This window comes from Microbacterium sp. 13-71-7 (genome assembly GCF_002257455.1).
GTDB lineage: Bacteria > Actinomycetota > Actinomycetes > Actinomycetales > Microbacteriaceae > Microbacterium.
In genome coordinates this window covers 1-23,333 of sequence record NZ_NCKN01000038.1, presented here as the reverse complement: position 1 = coordinate 23,333, position 23,333 = coordinate 1, and the positions used below count along the sequence as shown (strand labels likewise).

At 70.1% G+C, this 23,333-nt stretch carries 21 protein-coding genes, 1 tRNA gene and 1 pseudogene; 10 read left to right on the top strand and 13 right to left on the bottom strand.

From position 1 onward, the window contains the following. Both B7X32_RS05795 and B7X32_RS05790 read left to right on the top strand, forming a co-directional pair. On the top strand, positions 1-706 hold a 706-nt coding region (locus tag B7X32_RS05795), incomplete at its 5' end, for a sugar ABC transporter permease (RefSeq protein ID WP_292717409.1). Beyond that, positions 703-1,605 (top strand): carbohydrate ABC transporter permease, encoded by a 903-nt coding sequence (locus B7X32_RS05790; RefSeq protein ID WP_292717406.1) that lies wholly within the window; start codon positions 703-705, stop codon positions 1,603-1,605. The genes B7X32_RS05795 and B7X32_RS05790, both read left to right, overlap by 4 nt. Positions 1,606-1,671: 66 nt before the next feature. Here the strand turns inward: B7X32_RS05790 and B7X32_RS05785 are convergent, their stop codons facing one another. From B7X32_RS05785 to B7X32_RS05755, 7 genes are all read right to left on the bottom strand, one after another. Beyond that, complete coding sequence (locus tag B7X32_RS05785) at positions 1,672-2,877, bottom strand: Gfo/Idh/MocA family oxidoreductase (protein WP_292717403.1); 1,206 nt, start codon at positions 2,875-2,877, stop codon at positions 1,672-1,674. A 72-nt stretch (positions 2,878-2,949) separates the two neighbouring features. Next, positions 2,950-5,115: a hypothetical protein gene (locus B7X32_RS05780; protein WP_292717401.1), complete on the bottom strand. Its 2,166-nt coding sequence runs from the start codon at positions 5,113-5,115 to the stop codon at positions 2,950-2,952. Between the two features lie 102 nt (positions 5,116-5,217). Next, on the bottom strand, positions 5,218-6,609 hold the full coding sequence (locus B7X32_RS05775; protein ID WP_292717399.1) for an alpha-L-fucosidase: 1,392 nt from the start codon (positions 6,607-6,609) through the stop codon (positions 5,218-5,220). Continuing rightward, positions 6,606-8,624 carry a DUF2264 domain-containing protein gene (locus tag B7X32_RS05770; protein WP_292717396.1) on the bottom strand — a complete coding sequence of 673 codons (2,019 nt, stop codon included), beginning with the start codon at positions 8,622-8,624 and terminating at the stop codon, positions 6,606-6,608. Before B7X32_RS05770 ends, B7X32_RS05775 begins: the two co-directional genes overlap by 4 nt. A gap of 50 nt (positions 8,625-8,674) precedes the next feature. Further along, positions 8,675-10,336, bottom strand: a complete 1,662-nt coding sequence (locus tag B7X32_RS05765; protein ID WP_292717393.1) for an extracellular solute-binding protein — start codon at positions 10,334-10,336, stop codon at positions 8,675-8,677. A gap of 49 nt (positions 10,337-10,385) precedes the next feature. Then, positions 10,386-11,297, bottom strand: a complete 912-nt coding sequence (locus B7X32_RS05760; protein ID WP_292717390.1) for a carbohydrate ABC transporter permease — start codon at positions 11,295-11,297, stop codon at positions 10,386-10,388. 28 nt (positions 11,298-11,325) lie between these two features. Next, positions 11,326-12,375 (bottom strand): ABC transporter permease subunit, encoded by a 1,050-nt coding sequence (locus tag B7X32_RS05755; RefSeq protein ID WP_292717387.1) that lies wholly within the window; start codon positions 12,373-12,375, stop codon positions 11,326-11,328. A gap of 226 nt (positions 12,376-12,601) precedes the next feature. On the opposite strand from B7X32_RS05755, the gene B7X32_RS05750 reads away from it, so the two are divergent. Continuing rightward, entirely contained in the window at positions 12,602-13,624 is a 1,023-nt protein-coding gene (locus B7X32_RS05750; RefSeq protein WP_292717384.1) for a hydroxyacid dehydrogenase, read from the top strand. A 54-nt stretch (positions 13,625-13,678) separates the two neighbouring features. Further along, on the top strand, positions 13,679-14,782 hold the full coding sequence (locus B7X32_RS05745; protein WP_292717380.1) for a LacI family DNA-binding transcriptional regulator: 1,104 nt from the start codon (positions 13,679-13,681) through the stop codon (positions 14,780-14,782). Positions 14,783-14,842: 60 nt separating this feature from the next. On the opposite strand, the gene B7X32_RS05740 is transcribed toward B7X32_RS05745, so the two are convergent. Beyond that, positions 14,843-14,915: transfer RNA gene (locus B7X32_RS05740), tRNA-Arg, on the bottom strand. Positions 14,916-15,009: 94 nt separating this feature from the next. Here B7X32_RS05740 and B7X32_RS05735 point away from each other — a divergent pair. Further along, positions 15,010-15,603 carry a hypothetical protein gene (locus B7X32_RS05735; RefSeq protein ID WP_292717377.1) on the top strand — a complete coding sequence of 198 codons (594 nt, stop codon included), beginning with the start codon at positions 15,010-15,012 and terminating at the stop codon, positions 15,601-15,603. Positions 15,604-15,626: 23 nt separating this feature from the next. Here the strand turns inward: B7X32_RS05735 and B7X32_RS05730 are convergent, their stop codons facing one another. Together B7X32_RS05730 and B7X32_RS05725 are read right to left on the bottom strand one after the other, a co-directional pair. Then, positions 15,627-16,013, bottom strand: coding sequence for a DUF1304 domain-containing protein (locus B7X32_RS05730; RefSeq protein ID WP_292717374.1), 387 nt, complete (start codon positions 16,011-16,013; stop codon positions 15,627-15,629). 45 nt (positions 16,014-16,058) lie between these two features. Next, positions 16,059-16,283 (bottom strand): annotated as a pseudogene (locus tag B7X32_RS05725) (WYL domain-containing protein); the annotation flags it as partial. Between the two features lie 57 nt (positions 16,284-16,340). Between B7X32_RS05725 and B7X32_RS05720 the strand changes: the two are divergent. After that, positions 16,341-16,964 (top strand): alpha/beta fold hydrolase, encoded by a 624-nt coding sequence (locus B7X32_RS05720; RefSeq protein ID WP_292717371.1) that lies wholly within the window; start codon positions 16,341-16,343, stop codon positions 16,962-16,964. Positions 16,965-17,006: 42 nt separating this feature from the next. Here B7X32_RS05720 and trmB read toward each other — a convergent pair whose 3' ends face one another. Both trmB and B7X32_RS05710 read right to left on the bottom strand, forming a co-directional pair. Further along, a complete protein-coding gene (gene trmB, locus B7X32_RS05715; protein WP_292717369.1) occupies positions 17,007-17,732 on the bottom strand; it encodes a tRNA (guanosine(46)-N7)-methyltransferase TrmB in 726 nt (241 codons plus the stop codon). 65 nt (positions 17,733-17,797) lie between these two features. Next, complete coding sequence (locus B7X32_RS05710) at positions 17,798-18,655, bottom strand: DUF3097 domain-containing protein (protein WP_292717366.1); 858 nt, start codon at positions 18,653-18,655, stop codon at positions 17,798-17,800. A gap of 124 nt (positions 18,656-18,779) precedes the next feature. Between B7X32_RS05710 and B7X32_RS05705 the strand changes: the two genes are divergently transcribed. The 4 genes from B7X32_RS05705 (at position 18,780) to B7X32_RS05690 (ending at position 22,902) form a co-directional block, all read left to right on the top strand. Continuing rightward, a complete protein-coding gene (locus B7X32_RS05705) occupies positions 18,780-20,828 on the top strand; it encodes a TPM domain-containing protein (protein ID WP_292717363.1) in 2,049 nt (682 codons plus the stop codon). Positions 20,829-20,895: 67 nt separating this feature from the next. Then, the gene (locus tag B7X32_RS05700) at positions 20,896-21,636 is read left to right on the top strand and encodes a PspA/IM30 family protein (RefSeq protein ID WP_292717361.1); all 741 of its coding nucleotides are present in this window, start codon (positions 20,896-20,898) and stop codon (positions 21,634-21,636) included. A gap of 1 nt (position 21,637) precedes the next feature. Further along, positions 21,638-22,450, top strand: a complete 813-nt coding sequence (locus tag B7X32_RS05695; RefSeq protein ID WP_292717358.1) for an arginase family protein — start codon at positions 21,638-21,640, stop codon at positions 22,448-22,450. Beyond that, positions 22,447-22,902 carry a Fe-S oxidoreductase gene (locus B7X32_RS05690; protein ID WP_292717355.1) on the top strand — a complete coding sequence of 152 codons (456 nt, stop codon included), beginning with the start codon at positions 22,447-22,449 and terminating at the stop codon, positions 22,900-22,902. The genes B7X32_RS05695 and B7X32_RS05690 overlap by 4 nt, the downstream gene beginning before the upstream one ends. A gap of 61 nt (positions 22,903-22,963) precedes the next feature. Here B7X32_RS05690 and B7X32_RS05685 read toward each other — a convergent pair. Continuing rightward, positions 22,964-23,333 (bottom strand): SIP domain-containing protein (locus B7X32_RS05685; RefSeq protein WP_292717352.1); only part of this gene is annotated, 370 nt, incomplete at its 5' end.

The following is a 23,333-nucleotide window of genomic DNA, read 5'->3' as shown; positions in this document are numbered from 1 at the left end:
GCTGGCGATCGTCGTGCCCCTCATCACGATCGTCATCGCGCTCGTCTTCGCGAGCATGATCACGGTCGGCGGCCCGAGCCACGGACAGGTCAGGGGCCTCGTCGGATCGAGCTTCTACCGCGTGGTGTCGTTCTTCCCGTACGTGATCCCGGCGATCGTCATCGCGATCCTGTGGAGCATGATCTACGCCCCGAACGGTCTTCTGAACGGCGCGCTGGGCTTCCTCGGCATCAACACGAACGACTTCGCCTGGCTCGGCGATCAGCGCACCGCGATGGGCGCCACGATCTTCGTGATCGTGTGGAGCATGGTCGGCTTCTACATGGTGCTGTTCATCGCCGCGATCAAGGGGATCCCCGCGGAGACGCTCGAAGCGGCCCGCATCGACGGCGCAGGGCGCTACCGCACGGTGATCTCGATCCTGCTTCCGCAGATGCGCGACAACGTGCAGACCGCGTACATCTACCTGGGGATCATGGCTTTGGACGCCTTCGTCTACATGGCGGGCCTTAACGCTTCCGGCGGTCCGAACAACAGCACGCTGGTCATGAGCCAGTACCTGTTCCGCACGGCGTTCGAGAAGGGCCAGTTCGGTCTGGCCAGCGCGATGGGCGTGGTGCTCGCCGTTCTGACGCTGGTCTTCGCCGGTCTCGTGATCGGCGTGTTCCGCCTCGTCGGCGGCAAGGACGAAGGAGGACGCTCATGATTCTCGACACGCGCGCCGCAGTGACCGTCGACCCGAAGGCGGCCAAGAAGATCCGCGGCACGAAGTCGACCACGAGCGACAAGGTGGTCGGCGGCGTCTCGCACGTCGTCCTCGCCGTCTGGGCGCTCGTCGTGATCCTGCCGATGCTGTGGACGCTGCTCGGCTCGTTCAAGACGACCAAGGAGATCTTCAAGTCCCCGTTCGGGCTTCCCGCGAGCTGGAACTTCGACAACTACGTCAACGCCTGGGTGAAGAACAACTTCGGCCCGATGTTCCTGAACACGATCATCGTGGTCGGCTGCGCTCTGATCCTGGTGATGCTGCTCGGCGCGATGTGCGCCTACGTGCTCGCGCGGTTCTCCATCCCGGGCAGCAGGGTGATCTACTACCTGATGCTGGCCGGCCTCACCTTCCCGGTGTTCCTCGCCATCGTCCCGCTGTTCTTCATCCTGCAGGGCATGGGCCTGCTGAACACGCTGCCGGGTCTGATCATCACGTACGTCGCGTTCGCGCTGCCGTTCACGGTGTTCTTCCTGTTCTCGTTCTTCAAGTCGCTGCCGTACGAGATCCAGGAGGCCGCGTACGTCGACGGCGCCAGCGAGTGGCGGACGTTCTTCCAGGTGATGCTGCCGATGGCCAAGCCGGGACTCGCGGCCGTGGCGATCATGAACTTCCTCGGCCTGTGGAACCAGTTCCTGCTGCCGATCTCGTTGAACACGGATCAGAGCAAGTACGTGCTGTCCCAGGGCATGGCGAGCTTCGCCTCGTCGGCCGGCTACCAGGTCGACTTCGGCGCGATGTTCGCCGCGGTGATCATCACGATCGTCCCGGTGCTGCTCGTCTACATCCTGTTCCAGCGCCAGCTGCAGGGATCCGTCTCGCAGGGCACCTCGAAGTAGGCATCCCGCGACACCAAGGAGGGGCCGTCCTGTTCCGGACGGCCCCTCCTCGTGTCAGTGGACGGCTCAGGATCTCGTCGGCTGATGCGCCATGAAATACTGTCGCACCTCCTCCGGCACGACCGGGATCTGCTGCGGGCGGGAGCCGGAGCGGATCGAGAGCGCGCCCGCCACTCCGGCCGCGACCGCATCGCGGGCCGCGAGCGGGTTCGTGTCGGTGGGCCTCCCTGAGCGGACGAACTCGACGAACTCGCCGACCGTGAGCGGGTCCGCTCCCCCGTGCCCGCCGTCCCCTCCGTCCTCGATCGGATAGCGGACGTGCCCGTTCTCGAGGTAGTCGCTGCGCGCGTTCCAGAGGCGGATCTCGCCGCCGGTGCCGTCGTCGAAGTTCTCGATCCGCCCCTCGGTGCCGATGATCGTGTAGTTGCGCCAGTAGTCCGGGGTGAAGTGGCACTGCTGATAGCTCATCAGCACGCCGGAGTCCGTGCGCATCATGATCATCGAGATGTCCTCGACGTCGATCACCGGGTTCAGGTCCTGCTGCGCGAGGGGCGGCCAGTTGTCCGTCGAGAACCAGTCCCCCATGCGCCGGTCCGAATTGTCCCGACGCGACTCCACCTGCCCGTAGACGGCGAGGTCGCCCACGCCGACCACGGTCCGCGAGGAGGTGCCGGCGAGCCAGTGCATCACGTCGATGTCGTGCGCGCCCTTCTGCAGCAGCAGGCTCATCGACTTGTCCCGCTCGGCGTGCCAGTCCTTGAAGTAGTAGTCGCCGCCGTGGCCGACGAAGTGGCGGCACCAGATCGCCTTGACCTCGCCGATCTCGCCGCGGTCGATCACGTCCTTCATCATCCGCACCACCCGCATGTGCCGCATGTTGTGCCCGACGTAGAGCTTCGACCCGGTGCGGTACGCCGTCTCGAGGATCCGGTCGGCATCCTCGATCGAGATCGCGAGCGGCTTCTCGAGGTAGACGGGCACGCCTCCCTCGAGGAGCTCGACCGCGATGTCGGCGTGGGTGAAGTCCGGCGTCGTGACGAAGGCGCCGTCGAGGACGACGTCCGAGGCGAGCAGCGCCGAGACGGAGGCGAACACCGGGATGTCCCCGAACAGGCGCGCCGCGCGCTCATGCGTCTGCGGGGCGGGATCCACCGCCGCGACGACCCTGCCTCCGGCGGCCGCGACGTGCAGGGCCACGCCCGCACGCGCGCCGACGCCGATCACCGCCGCGCGGAACTCCCCGCTCGGCGGGGTCTGGTCGTGTTCTGTCATGTCGTTCCTTTCGGGTCGGTCGTGGCGAGGCCGGACCGGGAAGCGTTCCCGGTCCGGCCTGTTCCGCCGGTGCTAGCGCACGGTCAGCGTCACGTACTGCGTGGCGTCTCCCGACGCCTGCGGCGCGAGCCGCATGCGATCGTTCAGGTACTGCAGGGCGAGGCCGCTGTTGCGGTTGACCAGGCGGTACGTGGTGGATCCGACGAGCGAGGTGCCGTCTGTCGCGACGCGCTGCAGGTACCACTGGTCGCTGCCGCCCGGCGTGCCGAGGCCCGCGGCGGTCAGCGGCTGGGCGTCGGCCTGCGGTGCCCCGACGGTCACGACGGCGTCGACAGCGCGCTGCGCGGCGGGCGTGGAGCCCGTCACCTGCAGGTCCTTGCCGGTCGCGGCGTCGACGAGACGGTAGAAGCCGCTGTTCTCGCCGCTGCTCCCCCAGACGTCCTTCACGGGCGATAGCTTCCAGGTGGAGACCCCGGTCGCCGCTCCGTCGCCGCCGTCCAGCCCTGGTCCGCGGTTCGCCGTCACGGCCTTGCCGCCGACCCGCAGCACGTAGGCGGTGTCGGCGCTCACCGCGTTCCCCGCGGCATCGCGCGGCGTGTACTCGGTGCTCACCGCCGCGGATCCGTCGCCGGCGGACTGCGCGATGTCGACGACCTTCCCATTCAGATCCGAGATCGTCAGGAACGAACGCCCCGTGACGTTCTGGTTCGTCAGGCTCCCGTTGTCGAGCGAGGTGAGGTAGCCCCCGTTGGATCCGGCGGGCAGGAGACCCACGACCTTCCACGAGTTCGGGTCCCCGAGGTCGGCGCTCTCGTAGACGTTGCCGTCGTAGCCGACGATGCGGTAGAGCCCCGAGAACGCGTTGTACGAGATGGCCGACTCGTTGTTCGCCGACGGCAGGTACAGGTGGTTCGAGACCGGATCCTTGTAGTAGGCGCTGTTGGTGATGAGGTCGACCGTCTGCGCGGCACCCGTGCCGGGGTCGGCCTGGGTGACGTAGATGCCGCCCGTGACGACCTTGACGCCGTTCTCGTACCTGTCATCGACCGCCTTGAGCGTCAGGTCCTGGCCCGTCACCGGGTCGCGGTACGACACCGTGCGATCGGGGGCGGACTGGCCCGTGGCGTCGTCGACGATCGTGTGCGCCAGGGTGTTCGCCGTGTAGGTGCGCCCTGAGGCGTCGGCGAAGGTGATCAGATGGTCGGCGCCGACCTTGGCGGCCTGATACGACGCTGACGCGTTGTCGCCCGACCCCTTCCAGGCGATGAGGTCGGTCGCAGGGTCGTAGGACACGTTCAGTCCGCCGATGGAGTTGACGTTGCCGTCGACGCCGCCGATGCCGGGCTGGGACCACGCGCCGTCGTACCACTTCTGCCAGGTCCCGCTGGCCATGCCGCCGCTGATCGGCGCACGCGCCATCTCGGTCCAGCTGGCCAGGGTCGACGAGGCCGGCTTCTTGTAGATCTTCACGTTGTAGGTGATGTAGAAGTAGCCGGTCGAGTAGTCGATGAACAACCGGCAGCCGGAGTTCCCGAAGGGGTAGGACTGTCCCGGCGACGCGGTGCCGTCGATGACCTGGTCGTCGTCCCACGCCGAGGTGAGCGCGGGCCCGGCGTACTGCCAGGAGGCGCCCTCGTCCTTGGAGGTCGCGAGCAGGATCCGGTTGTTGTGATGCCCGGTCGAGACCTTCTCGGCGATCGTCGCGTTCGCCCCCTTGGTCTGCCACGGGTCGAACTGGAACTCGTCGTTGAGCAGGGCGTGCCAGATGCCCTGCGGATCCACCCACACGCCGATGACGTCGCAGTGGTCGTCCTGCTGCGGGGACGGGATCGGGAAGGCGGGATCCTTGTCCAGCTGATAGCAGATCGTGCCGGCGTCCGCGTAGTACGCGGGCGCCTGCACCCTCTGCGTGGTCGTGCCCATGCCCGCGGACACGGCGCCCATGTCGGTGTTGGTGAAGGTGCGCGCCCAGGCGCTCCCCGGGCTCGTGCTGTACGCGGTGAGGGCGTTCGTCCAGTGGAACTGCCCGTCCCTGCCGAGATAGGCGGATCCGGCGATGTCGCTGGTCAGGCCGCCCTTGAGCGTGGCGGTGCCGGCCGCGGTGTACTGCGGGGGCGTCGGAGCGGTGTCCGCCTGGGCGGCGGCGGGAAGCGCGAGGGCGAGGACGGCGCCCGCGGCGAGCGCCGGGGTCAGCCGTCGCCAGCGGGCTTTGCGATCTGCGGTGCGGTGCGGTTTCATGGTGGTGCCCTTTCCTGTTCCTCTTCGAAGCGGAGGGTTTGGGTGTGTCCTTCCCGTTCCCCACGTCGCAAGCGCGGAACGGGAAGGCGCCCGCTCATGCGATCACACGAGCGCGACGTCCGGGTTGGGCTCGCGCGGGCCGCTCTCCTGCTCTGCGGGCGCGATCTCGAGGGCGAGCACGGTCGGCATCCCCGTGGAAGCGGGAGCCGGGAGCTGGACGGTGTGCGCATCCAGCGCGGTGAAGGGCGTCTCGGCGCCGTCGGCGAGCGAGCGCACCGCCACGAGTGCGATGCCGGGAGGCAGTGCGATCGTGAGGATCCCGGAGATCGGGGTGCGGGTGACGATCGCATGCACGACGCCGGCGGATCCCCCGGCCGACGCACCGGCCTCCAGAGGCGCCGTGTAGAAGCCCCAGCCCGGGTAGTCCCATCCCGCCGCGGGACCGCTGTCGTGCACGGCCGCGCCGTTCGCGGCCATCCACGCGCCGACCGCATCGGCCAGTGCCGTCTCGACCGGCGCCAGCGAGCCGTCGCCGCGCGGCCCGAAGTTCAGGAGGAGGTTGCCGCCGAGGCTCACGGTCTGCGCGAGCTGCTCGACGATCTGCGCCGGGGTCTTCCGACCTCCTTCCGCCCAGGCGGAGTCGTGGAAGCCCCAGCTCGCCTGGGTGAGCGTGGCGCACGCCTCCCAGTCGTGCGCGAGGACCGAGCGATCCCAGGGCGCCGGGAGGCGGCGCTCGTAGCCGCTCTCGTAGTCGCCCATGAGCGCTCCGTGGGAGTCGAAGTGCCGCGCTCCCCTGTCGTCGGCGCGGAGGCGGCTGTTCACGATCGCGCCGGGGATCCGCTCCTTGAGCAGCTGCTCGATCTCGTAGGTCCAGCGGCCGTTCGCCTTGACCGACTCGTCCCAGGTGCCGTCGAACCAGAAGCCCCGCGTCTGCGGATACCTCTCGGCCAGTTCGAGCAGCTGGTTCGTCGCGAAGTCGAGGTAGCGGTCGAACGCGACGCGGTCGTCATCGGATTCGATCGCGTACCGCCAGTCGGGGTGATGCCAGTCCAGCACCGAGTAGTACAGGTGCGTGGCGAGTCCCTCGGCCCGGTACGCGTCGAGGATCTCGCCGAGCACGTCGCGCCCCGAGGGCGTGGCGGCGACCGTGAAGTCGGAGTAGGCGCTCGGCCACAGGCAGAATCCGTCGTGATGCTTGGTGGTGACCGTGACGTAGCGCGCCCCCATGCGCTGGGCCGTCCGGGCCCACGCGGCCGGGTCGAAACCCTCGAGCGTGAACTCGGCGGTGAGCGCAGCCCAGTCCTCCCGGCTCACGTCGGCCGAGTGCATGAGGAACTCGGCGGCGAACTCGATCGTGCGACCCTGCCAGGTGCCCGCGGGGATCGCGTACAGCCCCCAGTGCACGAACTGCCCGAACCGATCGGCGCGGAACGCCCGCATCGTCGGATCCTGGCGGCGCTCTGCGGTGCTCGCGCCGTACCTCAGCGGGATCATCGCGCTTCTCCGCGCGGACCCGTGAGTCCGGGATGCCCATCCCACGGGACGAAGGTCGCGAGGTCGAACTCCGCTGCCGCGCCCGACGCCCAGTCCAGGCGCACGCGCGTGCCGGAGACCTCCACCCGCACCCGGTCGCGCCAGCCCTGCGGATCCACGACGCCGCCGTGTTCGAGCACGTGCAGCGTGATCACGACCGTGCCGCCGGTGCGGGTGCGGCCCACGAGGGCGGGGGTCGCGGAGTGCGGTCCCATCGCGTTCGCGTCACGGTAGGCGAACACCCGAGCGCGGTCCGGCGAGCCGTCGGCCCCGTCCGTTGCCGGCCCGGAGGCGTCCCACCCGTGCAGTCCGAGGATGGCGGCGAGCAGGCCGTCGCGACCCCGTGCCCACGCGCCGTCCGCGAACGCGCCCGTCGCGAGCTCGTGGTCGTCGGCGACCGCCCAGCCGCCCTCGCGCATGGCCCACGGCCGGTCCGTCTGCACGAGGTGCGCGCGCACCTCGGCTGTGCCGTCCCCCGCGGTGACCGTCGTCACGGCGGTGCCGGGCAGGGCGCGGCGATGCCGTTGCGGCACGTGCACGGATCCGGAGAGGTCCCCCTCGACATGCGTCGCCCGCAGGGTGCTGCGCCGGCTGCCCGCACCGGCGTCGTCGAGGAGCGCGAAGTGCGAGTCGATCGCCTCGTCCCAGGCCGGACCGGTGCCCGGCGCGGTGTGCGTCGAGTACGCGAACTTCGCGTAGTGCGGGTCGTCCCGGTCCTCGTCCTCGCCGACGGGCAGCGTGGCATGGTCCGAACCGTGGTTCGCCATCCGCACGATCCCGTCCGGTGCTCCGCGGAGCACCCAGCCCACGGGTCCGATCGGGGCGGTGAACGGTCCGCCGTCGGAGGGCTGCGCGTCCTCGACGTCGGTCCAGACCGGTGCGGTCGCCGGCTGCGCGAGCCCGAGGAAGCCGATGCCCGCCAGATACGGGGATCCGAAACCGCTGTAGTCCTGGCACATCGGCTCGAACGCGCCGTACCAGCCCAGGCTGAGCGGGCCGTCGGCCCCGACTCCCTGTGCGGTGAAGCGCGAGAGCACGCCGGAGGCGATGCGACGGGTCTGGCCGGGGGTGAGCGCGCTCGACCCCGATGCGTCCGCGCACCAGAAGGCCGCGAGCGCGGCCGTGCGGTAGGTGAGCGAGCGGCCCTGATGCAGGAGGGCGCCGTCGGAGGCGACCATGTGCGCCTGCGACGCGGTGAAGTCGTGGAGGCGCTCGAGGTGCCGCTGTCCCTCGGGGGTGTGCACCGCGTCCGTCATGCGGTACCAGGCCCAGAGGTAGGGGTGGATCGCCCAGGCGTTGTAGTAGTCGACCGCGTGCTCGGGCCCATCGGTGTACCAGCCGTCGCCGAGGTACCAGCTCTCCACGCGCGACACGTTGCGGACCGCGTGCAGACCGCGCACGTCTTCGTCGACCGAGCGCAGGAAGCCCTCGGCCATGGCGGGGAACAACTGCCAGTTGTTCTGCCACACCTCGCAGCGGGCATGATGGCGCAGCCAGTCGGCGATCTGGAGCTGCTCCGGCCGGGTCAGGCCGGACCACAGCCGGTCGCGGCTGACGTGCAGGGAGAACGCGACGTTCGCGGCCTCGACGATCGAGTTCGTGATCCCGGTCAGCGGCAGGCGGCAGCTGACCCCGCGGGGCCACTCCTCCGCACCGCCCGGCCTGGTGCCCGCCAGCAGCGCGCGGGAGTAGTACTCCAGATGCCCCTGGACGACGGGATCCCCCGGATCCTCGGCACCCGCGATACGCGGGGCGGCGAGGAGGAAAGACCGGCCGACGGCCTCCATCCCCTCGCGACGTGGTCCGTCGCCGGTGATGCGGCCGGGCAGGCGCGGCAGGGCGCCCTCCGGGCTGGCGTGGCGCCGCACCTGGCTCAGCCAGTCGTCCGCCACCGCCTCCCACTGCGCCCTGCCCCAGCCCGTGAACGGGGAGAGGACAGGATCCATCGCGATCATCGTCGAGATGTCTTCCCTCACGGTTCCCTCTCCCCCGCCGCCCTCTCCCGCGTCCACGGATCCGCTGCGTCTCAGGCGCTCGGGGACGGGCTGGCCGTCGCGCCGCTCAGCGCCTTCTGGAACTCGGCGCGGATGGCGTCGCCACCCGCGCTCTTCCACGTCGAGATCGCGCTCTTCACGTCGTTCAGCGAGCCGCGTCCCGCGATGTAGTTGGTCACCGCGTCCGAGACGGGCTTGGCGATCGTGAGGCCCTGCTTCGCGTTGGTCGGGCTGAACAGACCCAGCGTCGGATCCGCGACGCCGAGCGGGACGAGCTTCGAGTATGCGTCGTGCAGCACCTTGACGGCATCGGGGAACTGCGGCGAGTACAGCGTGTTGGGGCCGGCCGCCAGGTACTTCCACGGCACCGCGGTGTTCAGCGCGGCGGCGGGTGTCGGGATCGGGTTGCCCTTGGCGTCGCGGGCGTAGTCCGTGCCCTCGGCGCCGTAGTTCATCAGGAGGTACTCCTCGCTGCCGAACGGCGCAGCGAGGAAGTTCGCCACCTGCAGGACCTGCCTGATGTGATCCGTGCTGCCCTTCTTCACCATGGTCCAGGCGAAGTCGATGTTGTCCAGCCACACCGTGGCCTTGCCGCCGGTGGCGCTGAACGGGATGAACGGGGCGACCTTGTTCGCGGGGTTCGCCGCGGGAACGGTCTGCTGGTATCCGCCCGGCTTGCCGAAGGCCGGCAGCCCGTCGTAGATCTGCGCGACCTGGCCGGAGATGAACGCGTTCGACATCTGCGACTTGGTCCACCCCTCGCTGCCGGGGGCGAAGCATCCCGCGGCGTAGAGCTTCTGCACGAAGGAGACCATCTCCAGGTACTCCGGCGTCTCGATGTCCTTCACGAGCTTGCCGCTCTTCATCGTCCAGTTGTAGGGGACGTGGAAGATGTGCTCGAAGGGGATGAGACCGAACTTGGTGCTGCCGAGCGCCCAGCGATTGGCTCCGGTGAGCTGCTTGGCGAGGGAGAGGTAGTCGTCCGCGTTCTTGATGGTCGAGGTGTCGGTGACGCCGGCGGCCTCGAAGAACGTCTGGTTGATGAAACCGGATCCGCCGGTCATCCCGCGAGGGATCGGGATGCCGTAGAGCTTGCCGTTCTGCACCGCAGGCTTCCAGAACGCCTGCGGGATGTTGGCCAGGTTCGGGTAGTCCTTGGACTTGTCCCCCGCGAGGAACGGGGTGAGGTCCTGGCAGGCCGACTCCAGGAAGCCGATGATGTCGGCGATCGCAGCGCCGTCGTTGAGCATCAGGTCGGGCATGTCTCCGCCAGCGATGACGGTGTTGAGCTTGGTGTCGTAGTCGTCGCTCGAGACCGCGGTGATCTCGACGGTTCCGCCGAGGCGCTTGTTGATCTCCTGCCAGGCCGGGTTGGACGCCGCAGGCGTGGGCGGCGGGCCGAAGATGTTCGTGATCGCGGTGACCTTCTGGCCCTTCAGGAACGGTGCAGGCACGGACCGGAACGGCTTGGCCGGGTAGTTGAAGAAGGCCGCGGGCACGCCCTCGGCGGTGCCCGCGAGATCGGGCGTCGCGCCGTTGAGCGGGATGTACTTCGGCAGCACCGAGGCCGAGGCGGCGGAGGCGTTGAGCGCGCCCTTCGTGCCGCAGCCGGCGAGGGAGCCCGCGGCGACGACGCCGAGGACGCTGAGAGCGGCGAAGGACAGGAAGGTCCGCCGGTTCGTTTCGAGAGCCACGAGGGGCTCCTTTCTGTACAGGAGGTGGATCGATCGGGTGTAACGGGCCTCAGCCCTTGACGGCGCCGGTGAGGACGCCCTTGGTGAAGTACTTCTGCAGGAACGGGTAGACGAGCAGGATCGGGATGACGCTGATCACGACGACGGCCATCTGGATCGCCTGGGACGGCGCGGAGATCTCGCCGACGGAGGCGGTGTCGAGCGGGGATCCCAGCAGCACGTACTGGCGCAGGATCATCGACAGGGGCCACATGTCGCTGTTCAGGTAGAGCATCGCGTTGAAGAACGCGTTCCAATAGGCGACCGCGTAGAACAGGCCGACCACCGCCAGCACGCCCTTGGACAGCGGCAGCACGATCTTGACGAGGATGCGGAAGTCGCCGGCCCCGTCGATCCTCGCGGCTTCGAACAGCTCCTGCGGCAGGCCCATGAAGAACGAGCGGACGACCACGAGGTTGAACGCCGAGATCAGGGTGGGCAGCACCAGCGCCGCATAGCTGCCGAGCAGGCCGAGCTGCTTCACCATGAGGAAGCTCGGGATGATGCCGGGGGTGAACAGCATCGTGAACAGCGCCGTCAGCAGGATGAACCTCCCGAACGCGAGATCGCGGCGCGAGAGCCCGTACGCCATCCCCACGGTCGCGGCGAGCGAGCACAGCGTGCCGATCACCGTGATGAGCATGCTGCGCACGAGGGCGGCGGTGACGATGCCGCCGGAGAAGATCGTCTCGTAGGCCGCGAAGGTCGGATGGAGCGGGAAGAGCACCAGGCCGTTGGCGTTGGCGATGTCGGTGCTGTCCGAGAGACTGGTCGAGATCACCGTGAGGAACGGGTAGATCGTCGCGACGCAGATCAGCGTGACCACGAGCGCCTTGCCCGTGATGCCGAGACGGCTGGGCTTCTCCATCCAGGCCGGCCGCGCCGATTCGGCGTTGCGGTTCCTGCGTCTGGTTCGGGGCATGACGACCGCCCTGGTCGTCAGCTGCGCATCACTTGCCACGGGAGTACACCCCTTCCTGGCCGAACAGATGAGCGACCTTGTTGGCGCCGAGCACGAGCGCGAGGCCCACGACGCCCTTCACGAGACCGACGGCCGCGGCCGGGCCCCACTGCCCGTTCTGGATGCCGTGGTAGTAGACCCAGGTGTCGAGCACCTCACCGGCCCCCGCGCCGACGTTGTCGCGCTGCAGCACGATCTGCTCGAAGCCGACCGAGAGGATGCTGCCCAGGTTCAGGATCAGCAGCAGGATGATGACCGGCATGATCCCGGGGATGGTGATCGTCTTCATCCGCTGCCAGGGCCCCGCTCCGTCCACCGCCGCAGCCTCGTAGAGCTCCTGGTCGATGTTCATGAGGGCGGCGAGGAAGATGATCGTGCCCCACCCCGCGTCCTTCCAGGCGGACTGGATCGACACCAGGAACGGGAAGAACCAGGGCGTGGTCATGGCCTCGAACGGCTGCATCCCCATCGCCTGCATGAGGTGCGGCACCACGCCGGTCGCGCCGAGCACCTGCCCGAAGATCGACACGATGATGACCCAGCCGAGGAAGTGCGGCAGGTACACGACGCTCTGCACGAACTTGCGGATCCGGTTCGACATGATGCTGTTCAGCAGCAGCGCCAGCACGATCGGGATCGGGAAGAACAGCACCAGCTGAAGGCCCGTGATCACCAGGGTGTTGCGCAGCGCCTGCCAGAAGGTCGGATCCCCGAAGATCTTCACGAAGTTGTCGAAGCCGACCCAGGCGCTGTCGATGAAGCCGAGGTAGGGCTGGTAATCCTCGAACGCGACGATGTTGCCCGGCAGCGGCAGCCAGTGGAACACCACGAAGTACAGGAACCCCGGTGCGATCAGCAGGAGCATGACCCTGTCGCGCTTGATCCGCTGCCAGAGGCTGCGCTTGCGGTGCGCGGGCACGCTCTCGACCGGTGCGGCCCTCCGGCGGGCCTTCGATGCGGGACGCGCGGGCTGCGCACCCGCAGCACCATCGCCCTGAGTCGTCGTGCCCTGCACGAACGGCTCGCTGTAACTGCTCATCTTCGACCTCGACCTGAGACAGGGAAACTTCATCGGTTCTCCGCAAGAGCTAGAAAGCGCTTGCTGTGCTGCGAACGTACCCGACGGATCTGCGAGTGTCAACGCTGCACCGAGATTTCAGTGAAACATTGATTTTGAGAGGATCCAGGCCTCTGGGTTTGGGCGAGGCGCTGGACGGAACGCATAGTATGCGCTTACTATCTGGATACAGAACGAAAGGATCGCCGTGGATCACAACCCCCGGACCGCCCGCCCCGCCGCCGTGGTCGTCATGGCGGAGGACTCCTTCCTCGAGGTGTTCTCCGCAGACGCTCTCGCGCGACTGCGGAACACGGTCGAGATCGTGGGGCCGCTTCCGATCACGGACTTCGCCGCGCCCGCAGCCAGGGAGGCTCTGCGCAAGGCGCGCGTCATGCTCACGGGCTGGGGAGCGCCGCGCATCGAGGCGAGCGTGCTCGACCTCTCCCCCCGGCTCGAGGCCGTGGTGCACACCGCAGGCACCGTGAAGACCTTCCTCGACGCCGAGGCGTTCGGGCGGGGCATCAGGGTGAGCACGGCGGCGGCGGCGAACGCCACGCCGGTGGCGGAGTTCACGCTCGCCGCGATCGTCTTCGGACTCAAGCGCGCGAGCCGTTTCGCGCATCAGCTGCGCACCACGCGGCAGCATCGCACCGTCGCCGGCATCCCCCCGATCGGCACGAACGGCGTCACGATCGGGATCCTCGGCGCCTCCAGGGTCGGACGGGAGGTCATCGGCCTGGTCTCCCGGCTGGACGCGCGGATCCTCGTCTGCGATCCCTATCTGACCGCTGCGGAGGCCGCGCGGCTCGGCGTCGAGGTCGTCCCCCTCCCCGAGCTGTGCCGCCGCAGCGACGTGCTCACGCTGCACGCCCCCAGCACGCCGGACACGCGCCGCATCATCGGCGCCCCCGAGCTCGCGCTGCTGCACGACGGCGCACTCATCGTGAACACCGCCCGCGGCGCCCTCGTCGACACGGAGGCGCTGTCGGCGGAACTCGTGAGCGGACGACTCGACGCATATCTGGACGTCACGGATCCGGAGCCGTTGCCGGCGGACTCCCCGCTGTACTCCCTGCCGAACGTGGTGGTCACCCCGCACATCGCGGGCGCGCTGGGCAATGAGATCCACCGGCTGGGCGACTCGGCCGTGCGCGAGGTCGAGCAGTACGTTGGTCGAGGGATCCTCGCGCATGAGCTCCGTGCCGACGAGCTGGCGTACACCGCCTGATCGACCACGAGCACGACGCGAGAGCGGGCCGCAGGCCCACGAACGGAGGATGGGATGACGACGCAGGACGACCGCGCCACGGTGGGCGCCATGCACACCGTGACCATGTCCGATGTCGCCGAGCGCGCCGGCGTCTCCTCGGCCACGGTCTCCCGTGTGCTCAACGGCAACTATCCGGTGGCGCAGGCCACGCGCGATGCCGTGAACCGGGCCATCGAGGACCTCGGCTACACCGCGAACGCGCATGCCAGAGCGCTCGCGAGCTCGGCGACGCACAGCGTCGGCATCATCGTGAACGACCTGGTGGATCCGTTCTTCTCCTACATCGTGCGCGGCGTCGAGCAGGAGGCCTCGGCCACGGGCCGGCTCTGCATCGTGGCCGCCTCGCAGGGCGACGTCGACCGCGAGATCGACCTCATAGACCGCATGATCAGCCAGCGCACGGACGCCGTGATCGTCGTCGGCGGAGGCTACGAGGATCCGCGCGCCCGCCGCAGGATGGCCGAGCGCGCGCGGACGCTGGCCGGCATCGGGTCGACGCTCGTGCTCTGCGGGCGCCCCTCGGTCGGCGACCAGGCCCCGACGAAGATCGTCGGCTACGACAACGAGGGCGGGGCCTTCGCGGTGACCCAGCACCTGATCGCCCAGGGCCATCGCCGGATCCTCTACCTCGGCGGCCCGATCGGGCTCTCCACGAGCGTCGCGCGCCTCGCAGGCTTCCGGCGCGCGATGCAGTCGCACGGCTTCGACGTCCCCCCGGAGCTCGTGCACCAGGGGGCGTTCGGGCGGCGTTTCGGCCACGCCACGATGGGCGAGATCCTGGACGGGAACCCTCAGATCACCGCGGTCTTCGCGGCGAACGACCTGGTGGCCGCCGGTGCGCTGGATGCGATGACCGCACGCGGCGTGCGGGTGCCGGAGGACATCTCGCTCGTGGGCTACGACGACATCCCGCAGTCCAGCGAGCTCACCCCCAAGCTCACCACCGTGCACGTGCCGCTCGAGGACATGGGGCGGGAGAGCGTGCGGCTCGCCCTGAGCCGCACCGACGACGCCTTCGGCCGCCACGCCGACGGCGAGATCATCGTGGGAACGCGCCTCGTCGAGCGCGAGTCCGTCGCCGCGCCGCGCGCGACCCCGTGGGCGCCCGGTCGCTGAACGCGGCGCGTGAGGAGACGACGAAGGGCCGCCCGGAATGGGCGGCCCTTCCTCATGTCGTGCCCCCGACAGGAATCGAACCTGCGACCTACGGTACCGGAAACCGGCGCTCTATCCGCTGAGCTACGGAGGCGTACCGAACGAGCCTAGCATCGGATCCGCCTATCCTCCGACTGCGCCGGATCCCGGTAGTGTCGCGAGAAACCGACCGATCGATGAGGACTCCGATGAGCGCTTCCGTTCCCCCGTCGCCCTGGACGCACGCGTCCGCGGAAGAGCCTCGCGTCCCCCGGGGAACGCCGGTCTACACCGCCTGGGCGTGGGTGAGCGCCGGGACGACGGTTGCTGCCGTCGCCGCCTCGGCCTTCTCGATGTGGCTCATGACCGGGCCGATGCTCGCCTATATGCGACACGTCGGCGAGCTGAGCGGCATGGCCGCCACGGGTGCGAGGGTGTCCCCCCGCGCGATGACCGCGATCATGCTCGACCTGATGCCGGGAATTCTGACGGCCTCGCTGGTCAGCACGGTCCTGAGCTTGGCGATCTATGCACTCGCCGTCCTCGCCGGGTACCGCGACTATGTGCAGCTCGGCCGTCTCGGCTACCCGAAGCGCTTCCACTGGGCCTGGAGCTTCCTCTCGCCGGTGTACCCGATCGGCCGCGCCGTCGTCGTGCGCCGGCAGGCGGGAGCGGGCTCGGCCACGATGTGGGTCGCCCTCGCCGCGGCCGCCGCGAGCCTCGTGCTCAGCTTCGGCTGGACGTTCTGGCTCATGGCCGCGATGTTCGACGCCATGCGCGCCGGGCTCGGCACGATGGCTTGACCGGAGCACTCCCGCGCGTCGGCTCAGATCAGTGCGACGACCAGCAGAACGACGGCGATCAGCGGGAACAGGCCCTGGACGGCCGCTGCGCGGGCCTTGCCGCGGTCGGAGAGGATCAGCACGAGCGCCGCGGCGAGCATCGATCCGGTTCCGGCCAGCATGAGTGCGATCCCGACCCCCGCGGATCCGGCCAGAGCGATCACGATGCCGATCACCGCCAGGATCGCGAGGAACAGGTTGTAGAAGCCCTGGTTGAACGCGAGCGGCCTCGTGACCTCCGCCGCCTCGGCGGTGGTGCCGAAGACGCGGCGCGTGGAGGGATGCGTCCAGCGCACGGACTCCAGCACGAAGATGTAGACGTGGATCAGGGCGGCGAGCCCCGCGAACACGGATCCCAGGATGAGGAGCATGGGCCGATTCTGCCGCGCGCCGCGCGTCCGCGCGAGAGGCGCGCTCTAGCCGCGGTGACCGTGCACGGGTGAGGCGTTCGCGGGAGGCTCCCCCACCTCCTGGACGGTATGCCCGGCGCACGGCGTCCTGGTCACGGCGGCCCGCTCGATGCGCGACACCGTGAACCATCGCATCGCGTCGCGCAGGCGGCACCACCCGACGAGGTGCCACTGGCCGTTCGTGGACGCGAAGAGGACGGGTTCGACGTCACGCGTGGTCGTCGTCCCGTCTGGGCATGGGACGACGTGCTCGCCCATCTGGATTCCGTCGGCGCTCATGCCGTCGCGATGACACCGCCCGGTCTCGACCCCGACGATCCCAAGCGGGCCGAGCGGACACTCGACGACCAGCTCACGGCGATCCTCGACGTCCTCGCGCGAAACGGAGCCTCAGCGGACGAGCCCGCGATCGTCGTCGCGCACAGCGGGGCGAACTTCCCCGTCACCCTCCACCTCGACCGGCATCCCGAGCTCGTGCGTCGCGTGGTCTGGGTCGATTCCGGGCCGGTGGCGCCGGGGAGCGCGTTCGCCGCGGACCTCCCGGAGGACGTGCGGGACCTCCCGCTTCCCCCGTTCGACGTCCTCTCGCAGCAGGCGAGCCTCGAGGGACTGAGCGCGGAGGTCCTCGCGCTCTTCCGCGCGCGGGCCGTTCCGGAGCCCGGCGCCGTGCTCCGTCAGCCCGTGGGCCTCGGGAACGACGCCCGCAGGCGGATCCCGACCACCCTGGTCTGCTGCTCGATCCCGAGCGCGCAGCTGCTGGACCTGGCACGAGGGGGCCACCCCATGTTCGCCGAGGTCGCGGACCTCGAGCACCTCGACGTCGTCGACCTCCCGACCGGCCACTGGCCGATGTGGAGCCGTCCCCGAGACCTCGCCGAGATCATCCGCTCAGCGGCGTCTCGAACCCGCTGAACGAAGCACGCGCGTCCGAGGGCCGGCCGATCGCGAGCCGGTTCAGCCCCGCGCGACGCGACGGTAGGTCAGATCGCGGATGTCGCGGCCCTTCGCGATCCCCTTGCGCTCGAACGCCGTCATCACGCGGCCGTCGAAGCGCGCCGCCCACTCCCCCTCGAAGGCGCGCTCGAATTCGGGCGCCTCGTCAAGCACCTCGCGCATCTGCAGCGCGTAGTCCTCCCAGTCCGTGGCGAGACGCAGCAGACCTCCGTCGCGGAGGGCCGCGCCGGCCGTGGCGCCGAAACCGGGACGCACCAGGCGGCGCTTCGTGTGACGCTTCTTGTGCCAGGGGTCGGGGAAGAAGATCCATGCCTCGTCGGCGGAGCCCGTGGGAAGGAACGTGGCGAGCACCTCCGGCGCGTTCGCCTCGATCAGCCGCAGGTTCCGCACGCCCTCCCGCTCGGCGTCCAGCATCGTGCGGGCGAGACCCGCCCGGAACACCTCGACCGCGAGGAAGTCCCGCTCGGGGTGCGATCCGGCGGCGGACACGATCGCGTGCCCCTGCCCGGACCCGATCTCGACCGTCAGCGGCGCCTCGCGCCCATAGGCCGCGGTCACGTCGAGCCGCGCCTCGGGATGCACCGAGGTCCAGGCGACGTCGCGCGGGACGTCGAGCACGTAGAAGGCGGCGAGCTCGGCGAACGCCCGCTCCTGAGCCTCGGACATGCGGCCGCTGCGGCGGACGAACGAGACCGGTTCGTCGCGGAAGGTGCGGGGTTCGGGCATCCCTCCAGGGTATCCGCCGTCCGGCGTCCCGCCGGCCCGTCCCGCCTCGCGGGCCGAGCGCCCGCTCATCGCGGGCCTCCGTCGATCGGCTCCGTCACGAAGTCGATGAGCTCCTCGACCCGGCCGAGCAGCGACGGCTCCAGATCCCGGTAGCTGCTCACCCGCGAGAGGATGCGCTTCCAGGCGTGCGCGATGTCCGTCTGGGACTCGGCGGGCCAGCCGAAGGCCCGGCAGATCCCGGTCTTCCAGTCCGTCCCGCGCGGGATCTGCGGCCAGGCCCTGATGCCGAGCGCGGCCGGCGTCACGCACTGCCAGACGTCGATGTAGGGGTGCCCGACGATGCGCAGGTGCGCCCCGTGCGGGCCGCGCATGATCTGCTCCACGATGCGGGTCTCCTTCGAGCCCGGCACCAGGTGGTCGACGAGGACGCCGTACCGGCGATCGCGCCGCGGCGGAGCCTCGGCGAGCAGCTCCTCCAGCAGGTCGACGCCCTGGAGGTACTCGACCACCACGCCCTCCACGCGCAGATCGTCGCCCCAGACCTTCTCCACGAGCTCGGCATCGTGCCGGCCCTCGACCAGGATCCGGCTCGGAAGCGCGGTGCGCGCGCGGGAGTCTCCGACGGCGAAAGATCCGGAGGCGGTGCGCTTCGCCGCCCCCTCCCCCGCCGAACGCGCGGGATGCACCAGGCGCACCGGCTCGCCGTCGATCATGAAGCCCGCGCCCATCGGGAACAGCCGGCGCCGGCCGCGGAAGTCCTCCAGCTCGACCTGTCCGCCCTCGATCCGGGTCACGGCGCCGCAGAAGCCGTCCACGGCGACCTCGACCACGAGGTCCTTCTCGGCGGCGACGTCCACGGCGACCTTCGCGCCGCGATCGCGCCAGCCCTTGGCGAGCACATCGGATCCGTACCTGTCGTCCATCGCGACCAGCCTACCGAGGGCGCGTCCGCCGACGGCGGACGGCGCCTCGGCAGGACAGGAGAAACACAAGGACGCACGCCCTAGACTCGCTCCAGGGGCCTTCCGGGTCCCGGGAGGAGCGAAGATGCGCGCGCGGTGGGCTGTCGTCGTCGGTGTGGTCCTGGGCGTGCTCGGCATGTCCCTCTCCTCCGCCCCGGCGCTCGCCGATGCCGGCTCCTCTTCGATCGAGCCGCGTTCCTCCTCCGCGGCTCCGCGCCCCACCACGGCTCCGGTGACGCTCGGATCCGAGTTCGTCACCGACCTCGTCGGCGCGGTGGGCTCCGCCGAGGCGAACAAGCTCAACGACAGGCTCGAGACGCTCAGCCGCGACAAGAACATCCAGTTGTTCGTCGTCTTCGTCGACGCGTTCTCGAACCCCGACAACAGCCAGGAGTGGACGAACCAGGTCGCGGTGGACAACGGCCTCGGCCAGCAGCAGTACCTGCTCGCGATCGCCACAGAGTCGCGGCAGTACTACCTCTCCGCGGACAAGGCCGGCCCGGTCCCGCTGACCCGCGTCGACCAGATCTCCCGGTCCCTCGTGAACGACCTGCGCGACAAGCACTGGGCCGCGGCCGTGAACACCGCGGCGGACGGCTTCGGCGGATCCGGAGCCACCGGCGCCGATCTCGGCGGGATACTCCTGATCGTCCTCTGCGTCCTGGCCATCGCCGGCGCGATCATCGTGCTCGTGGTGATGCGTCGGCGCGCGGCCGCCCGGGTGAAGCCGGCCGCGACCCAGCCGGTCGGGGATCCCCTCGATGCGATCAGCGACGAGGAGCTGGCCAGGCGCGCCGGGCTCGCCCTCGTGCATACCGACGATGCGATCACCTCCTCCACCGAGGACCTCGGCTTCGCCACCGCGCAGTTCGGCGAGGCGGCGACGCGCACCTTCACCGAGGTGGTCGCCAAGGCCAAGGGCAAGCTCGACGAGGCGTTCTCCCTCAAGCAGAAGCTCGACGACGAGGTTCCCGACACCGACCAGCAGCGTCGGGAGTGGCACCTGCAGATCATCCGGCTGTGCGAGTCGGCCGACAACGCGCTGGACGCCAACGTGGCCGCGTTCGACGAGCTCCGCAAGCTGGAGCAGAACGCGGAGCAGGCCCTCGCCCAGCTGAAGGCGCATCGCGACACGGCCGCCGCCGCCGTCGCCGCGGCCCCCGCCGCGCTCCAGGCGCTCGCCGGCGTCTACGACTCCTCCGCCCTGCAGACGGTCGTCGGCAACCCCGCGGAGGCCGCGAGCCGGCTGGAGCTCGCGGACACCAACATCGCGCAGGCCGGCGAGCTCGTCGCCCAGGGGAAGCGCGGCGAGGCCGCCTTCGCGATCCGCACCGGCGAGGAGGGCGTCCTCCAGGCGTCGCAGCTGGCCGCGGCGATCACGACGCTGCAGACCGACCTCGCCTCGACGGAGTCCCAGTCGCAGGCGCTCATCGCGAACCTCGAGCAGGACCTCGCGGGGGCCGCGGCGCTTCCCGCGTCCCCCGAGCTGAACGCCGCGGTCGCGGCGACCCGCACCGCGCTGGACCAGGCCCGCACGGACGCGACCGGCACCGGACGCCGCCCCCAGGCCGTGCTGGAGTCGCTGACCGCGGCCAACACCCGCATCGACAGCACCGTGGACGCGATCCGCAACGCCCAGCAGCAGGCCGAGCGCGCCCAGCAGGTGCTGGAGCAGACGCTCACGCAGGCGCGCGCCGAGATCTCCACGGCCAACAGCTACATCACGACGCACCGCGGGGCGATCGGCCCCGATGCGCGGACCAGGGCCGCACAGGCGTCCGCGGAGTACGACCAGGCCGAGGCCGCGCGCGTCGCGGATCCGAACGCGGCGCTGCAGCACGCGCAGCGGGCGATCGCCTTCGCTCGTGAGGCCACCCAGCTCGCCGCGGGCTCCATCGATTCGTGGGGCAACGACGGCGGCGGAAGCGGCTGGGGCGGCGGAAACCGCAGCGGCATGGGCGACGCGATCCTCGGCGGCATCATCGGCGGGATCCTGTCCGGTGGCGGCGGTCGCCGCTCCGGCGGCGGCTGGGGCGGCGGAGGCGGCGGTTGGCGCTCCAGCGGCGGAGGCGGCGGGTTCAGCCCCTCGAGCTTCGGCGGCGGAGGCCGCGGCGGATCAGGCGGCCGTTTCTGACACCCCGACCTTCAGCTTCTCTTCACGTGCACGACCCCATCGACCGGAAATCTGGAAAGGACATCCCATGACCAAGCAGTCCATCTTCGGCCGCATCTCCACCCTGGTGAAGGCCAACGTCAACGCGCTCATCGATTCCGCGGAGGACCCGCAGAAGATGATCGACCAGCTCGTCCGCGACTACACCAACAACGTCGCGGATGCGGAGTCGGCCATCGCCGAGACGATCGGCAACCTGCGCCTGCTCGAGCGCGACCACCAGGAGGACGTCCAGTCCGCCGCCGAGTGGGGCAACAAGGCCCTCGCCGCCAGCCGCAAGGCCGACGAGCTGCGCGGGGCCGGCAACGTCACCGACGCCGACAAGTTCGACAACCTCGCCAAGGTCGCCCTGCAGCGCCAGATCAGCTCCGAGCAGGAGGCGCGCACTGCCGAGCCGCAGATCGCGGCCCAGACCGAGATCGTCGACAAGCTCAAGTCCGGCCTGAACGGCATGAAGGACAAGCTGGTCGAGCTGAAGAACAAGCGCAGCGAGCTGCTCGCCCGCGCCAAGGTCGCCGAGGCGCAGACCAAGGTGCAGGACGCGGTCTCGTCGATCAACGTGCTCGACCCCACCAGCGAGCTGGGCCGGTTCGAGGACAAGGTCCGTCGCCAGGAGGCGCTCGCGCAGGGCAAGGCGGAGCTCGCCGCGTCCAGCCTGGACGCCCAGTTCGAGAGCCTCGAGGACATCGGTCAGCTGACCGAGGTCGAGGCCCGTCTCGCGGAGCTCAAGGCCGGATCGACCAAGCCGCAGGAAGCGCTCGAGGGCTGAGATGACCCGCTTCCTCGTCGTCCCGCAATGGCAGGGATCCCCTGCCCCGCGGGCGATGCTGCTCACCGAGGGGGCGTCTGCCATCGCCGGCGACCTCCCCAGCGCGCGTACGACGGTGCTGGAGGTCCCGCTCGAGGCCGGCGATGCCGAGGGCACGGGCGTGCACAGGCTCAGCAGCCTGCGCCGCACGAGGGAGCTCATCGAGGAAGCGATCACGGCGCATGCCGAGCCCACGCTCGTGGTGGGCGGTGACTGCGGCGTCAGCGTCGCCGCGGTCGCCGCCCTCCCCGGCGCATTGCACGACGTCGCGATCGTCTGGTTCGACGCGCACCCCGACCTGCACACCCCCGAGTCTTCGGCCTCGGGCGCCTACGCGGGCATGGCCCTGCGCGCCCTGCTCGGTCACGACTCCTTCCCGCTCGAAGGCCCCCCGGGGCTCACCCCCGAGCGCACGGTGCTCGTGGGCGCCCGGTCCGAGGACGACGCGGAGGCCGCCTACCTGGCCTCCTCGGGGATCGTCCGACTCGACGACCTCGACGACGCGCAGGCGCTCGCCGACGCCGTCGCCGCGACCGGCGCCACCCGCGTGTACGTGCACATCGATGTCGACGTGCTGGATCCGTCCGAGCTCGCCGGCGTCTCCTCCGCGGTGCCGTTCGGCCTGCGCACGGCCGATGTCGTCGGCGCCGTGAAGGCACTGCGCGCGCAGCTGCCGCTCGCGGGGGCGACGATCGCGGGCTTCGCTCCGCGCTCCCCCGCGGATGCGGTGCAGGACCTGGGCGCGATCCTGCGCCTGATCGGCGCCCTCGCGTGAGTGCGGGCGACGCCGCCCGCCTCGCCGGGATCAAGGCCGAGGCGGCCGAGATCCTGGAACAGGGGCGGCGACGCGACCTGCGCCTGCCGTCCGTCCTGCTGCGCTCCCCGATCAGCCGCCTCGGCTACGCCTGGGGCATGGCCGTGGGCTGGATCTGGGGCGGGCTGTGGAGCACGGGCGAGATCGAGCGCCGCGAAGGGCTGTGGATCTTCCGCGGCATGCCGGAGTGGACCTTCGCGCGCGGCGGTGTCTGCGTCGCGGGCTGCTACCTCACCGGCGACGCGGTGCCTGACGACCGCGTCCTCCGGCACGAGGCCGTGCACAAGGAGCAGTGGCTGCGCTACGGCCTTCTGATGCCGTTCCTGTACCTGCTCGCCGGACGGGATCCGCTGCGCAACCGCTTCGAGATCGAGGCCGGCCTCGAGGACGGGCACTACCTCCCGCGCGACTGATCCTCGCCGCGGCTGATCCTCGCTCCGGCCCCTGCGCTCGTCGAAGGGTCCGATGCCGGGCTCAGAGCAGCCGGAAGCGCTCCGGCGCGGTGATCCGCGCGGGATCAAGGCCGAGCCGTTCGGTGAGGTGCTCCGCGATGTCGGCGGTGCCGAGGAAGCCGCCGAGCAGCGTCACCGTGGTGTGCTCCTCCGCGCCGTCGCACAGCATCTCGTCGGCCCAGGCGATCGCGGCGCGTGCCGCAGCGGTGCCCTGTGCGCACCGGCGGGCGGTGCCGGGTGCTCCGGAGCGGGTGGCCCGCGGCAGCCACGTGACGGTCATCCGGGGCGGGACCGTGACCGCCGAGATCGACTCCGCGTCGGGGACCTCGATGAACACCCGTCCCGTCGCGCACAGCGGCAGCGTCGAGAGCTCCGCCTCCAGCTCTGCCAGG

What these genes read in the sequence shown, in the direction of transcription:
- B7X32_RS05790 (WP_292717406.1), top strand. Translation starts at nt 703, where the DNA reads ATGATTCTCGACACGCGCGCCGCAGTGACCGTCGACCCGAAGGCGGCC.
- B7X32_RS05785 (WP_292717403.1), bottom strand. Translation starts at nt 2,877, where the DNA reads ATGACAGAACACGACCAGACCCCGCCGAGCGGGGAGTTCCGCGCGGCG.
- B7X32_RS05780 (WP_292717401.1), bottom strand. Translation starts at nt 5,115, where the DNA reads ATGAAACCGCACCGCACCGCAGATCGCAAAGCCCGCTGGCGACGGCTG.
- B7X32_RS05775 (WP_292717399.1), bottom strand. Translation starts at nt 6,609, where the DNA reads ATGATCCCGCTGAGGTACGGCGCGAGCACCGCAGAGCGCCGCCAGGAT.
- B7X32_RS05760 (WP_292717390.1), bottom strand. Translation starts at nt 11,297, where the DNA reads ATGCCCCGAACCAGACGCAGGAACCGCAACGCCGAATCGGCGCGGCCG.
- B7X32_RS05755 (WP_292717387.1), bottom strand. Translation starts at nt 12,375, where the DNA reads ATGAGCAGTTACAGCGAGCCGTTCGTGCAGGGCACGACGACTCAGGGC.
- B7X32_RS05745 (WP_292717380.1), top strand. Translation starts at nt 13,679, where the DNA reads ATGACGACGCAGGACGACCGCGCCACGGTGGGCGCCATGCACACCGTG.
- B7X32_RS05735 (WP_292717377.1), top strand. Translation starts at nt 15,010, where the DNA reads ATGAGCGCTTCCGTTCCCCCGTCGCCCTGGACGCACGCGTCCGCGGAA.
- B7X32_RS05730 (WP_292717374.1), bottom strand. Translation starts at nt 16,013, where the DNA reads ATGCTCCTCATCCTGGGATCCGTGTTCGCGGGGCTCGCCGCCCTGATC.
- B7X32_RS05720 (WP_292717371.1), top strand. Translation starts at nt 16,341, where the DNA reads ATGACACCGCCCGGTCTCGACCCCGACGATCCCAAGCGGGCCGAGCGG.
- trmB (WP_292717369.1), bottom strand. Translation starts at nt 17,732, where the DNA reads ATGCCCGAACCCCGCACCTTCCGCGACGAACCGGTCTCGTTCGTCCGC.
- B7X32_RS05710 (WP_292717366.1), bottom strand. Translation starts at nt 18,655, where the DNA reads ATGGACGACAGGTACGGATCCGATGTGCTCGCCAAGGGCTGGCGCGAT.
- B7X32_RS05705 (WP_292717363.1), top strand. Translation starts at nt 18,780, where the DNA reads ATGCGCGCGCGGTGGGCTGTCGTCGTCGGTGTGGTCCTGGGCGTGCTC.
- B7X32_RS05700 (WP_292717361.1), top strand. Translation starts at nt 20,896, where the DNA reads ATGACCAAGCAGTCCATCTTCGGCCGCATCTCCACCCTGGTGAAGGCC.
- B7X32_RS05695 (WP_292717358.1), top strand. Translation starts at nt 21,638, where the DNA reads ATGACCCGCTTCCTCGTCGTCCCGCAATGGCAGGGATCCCCTGCCCCG.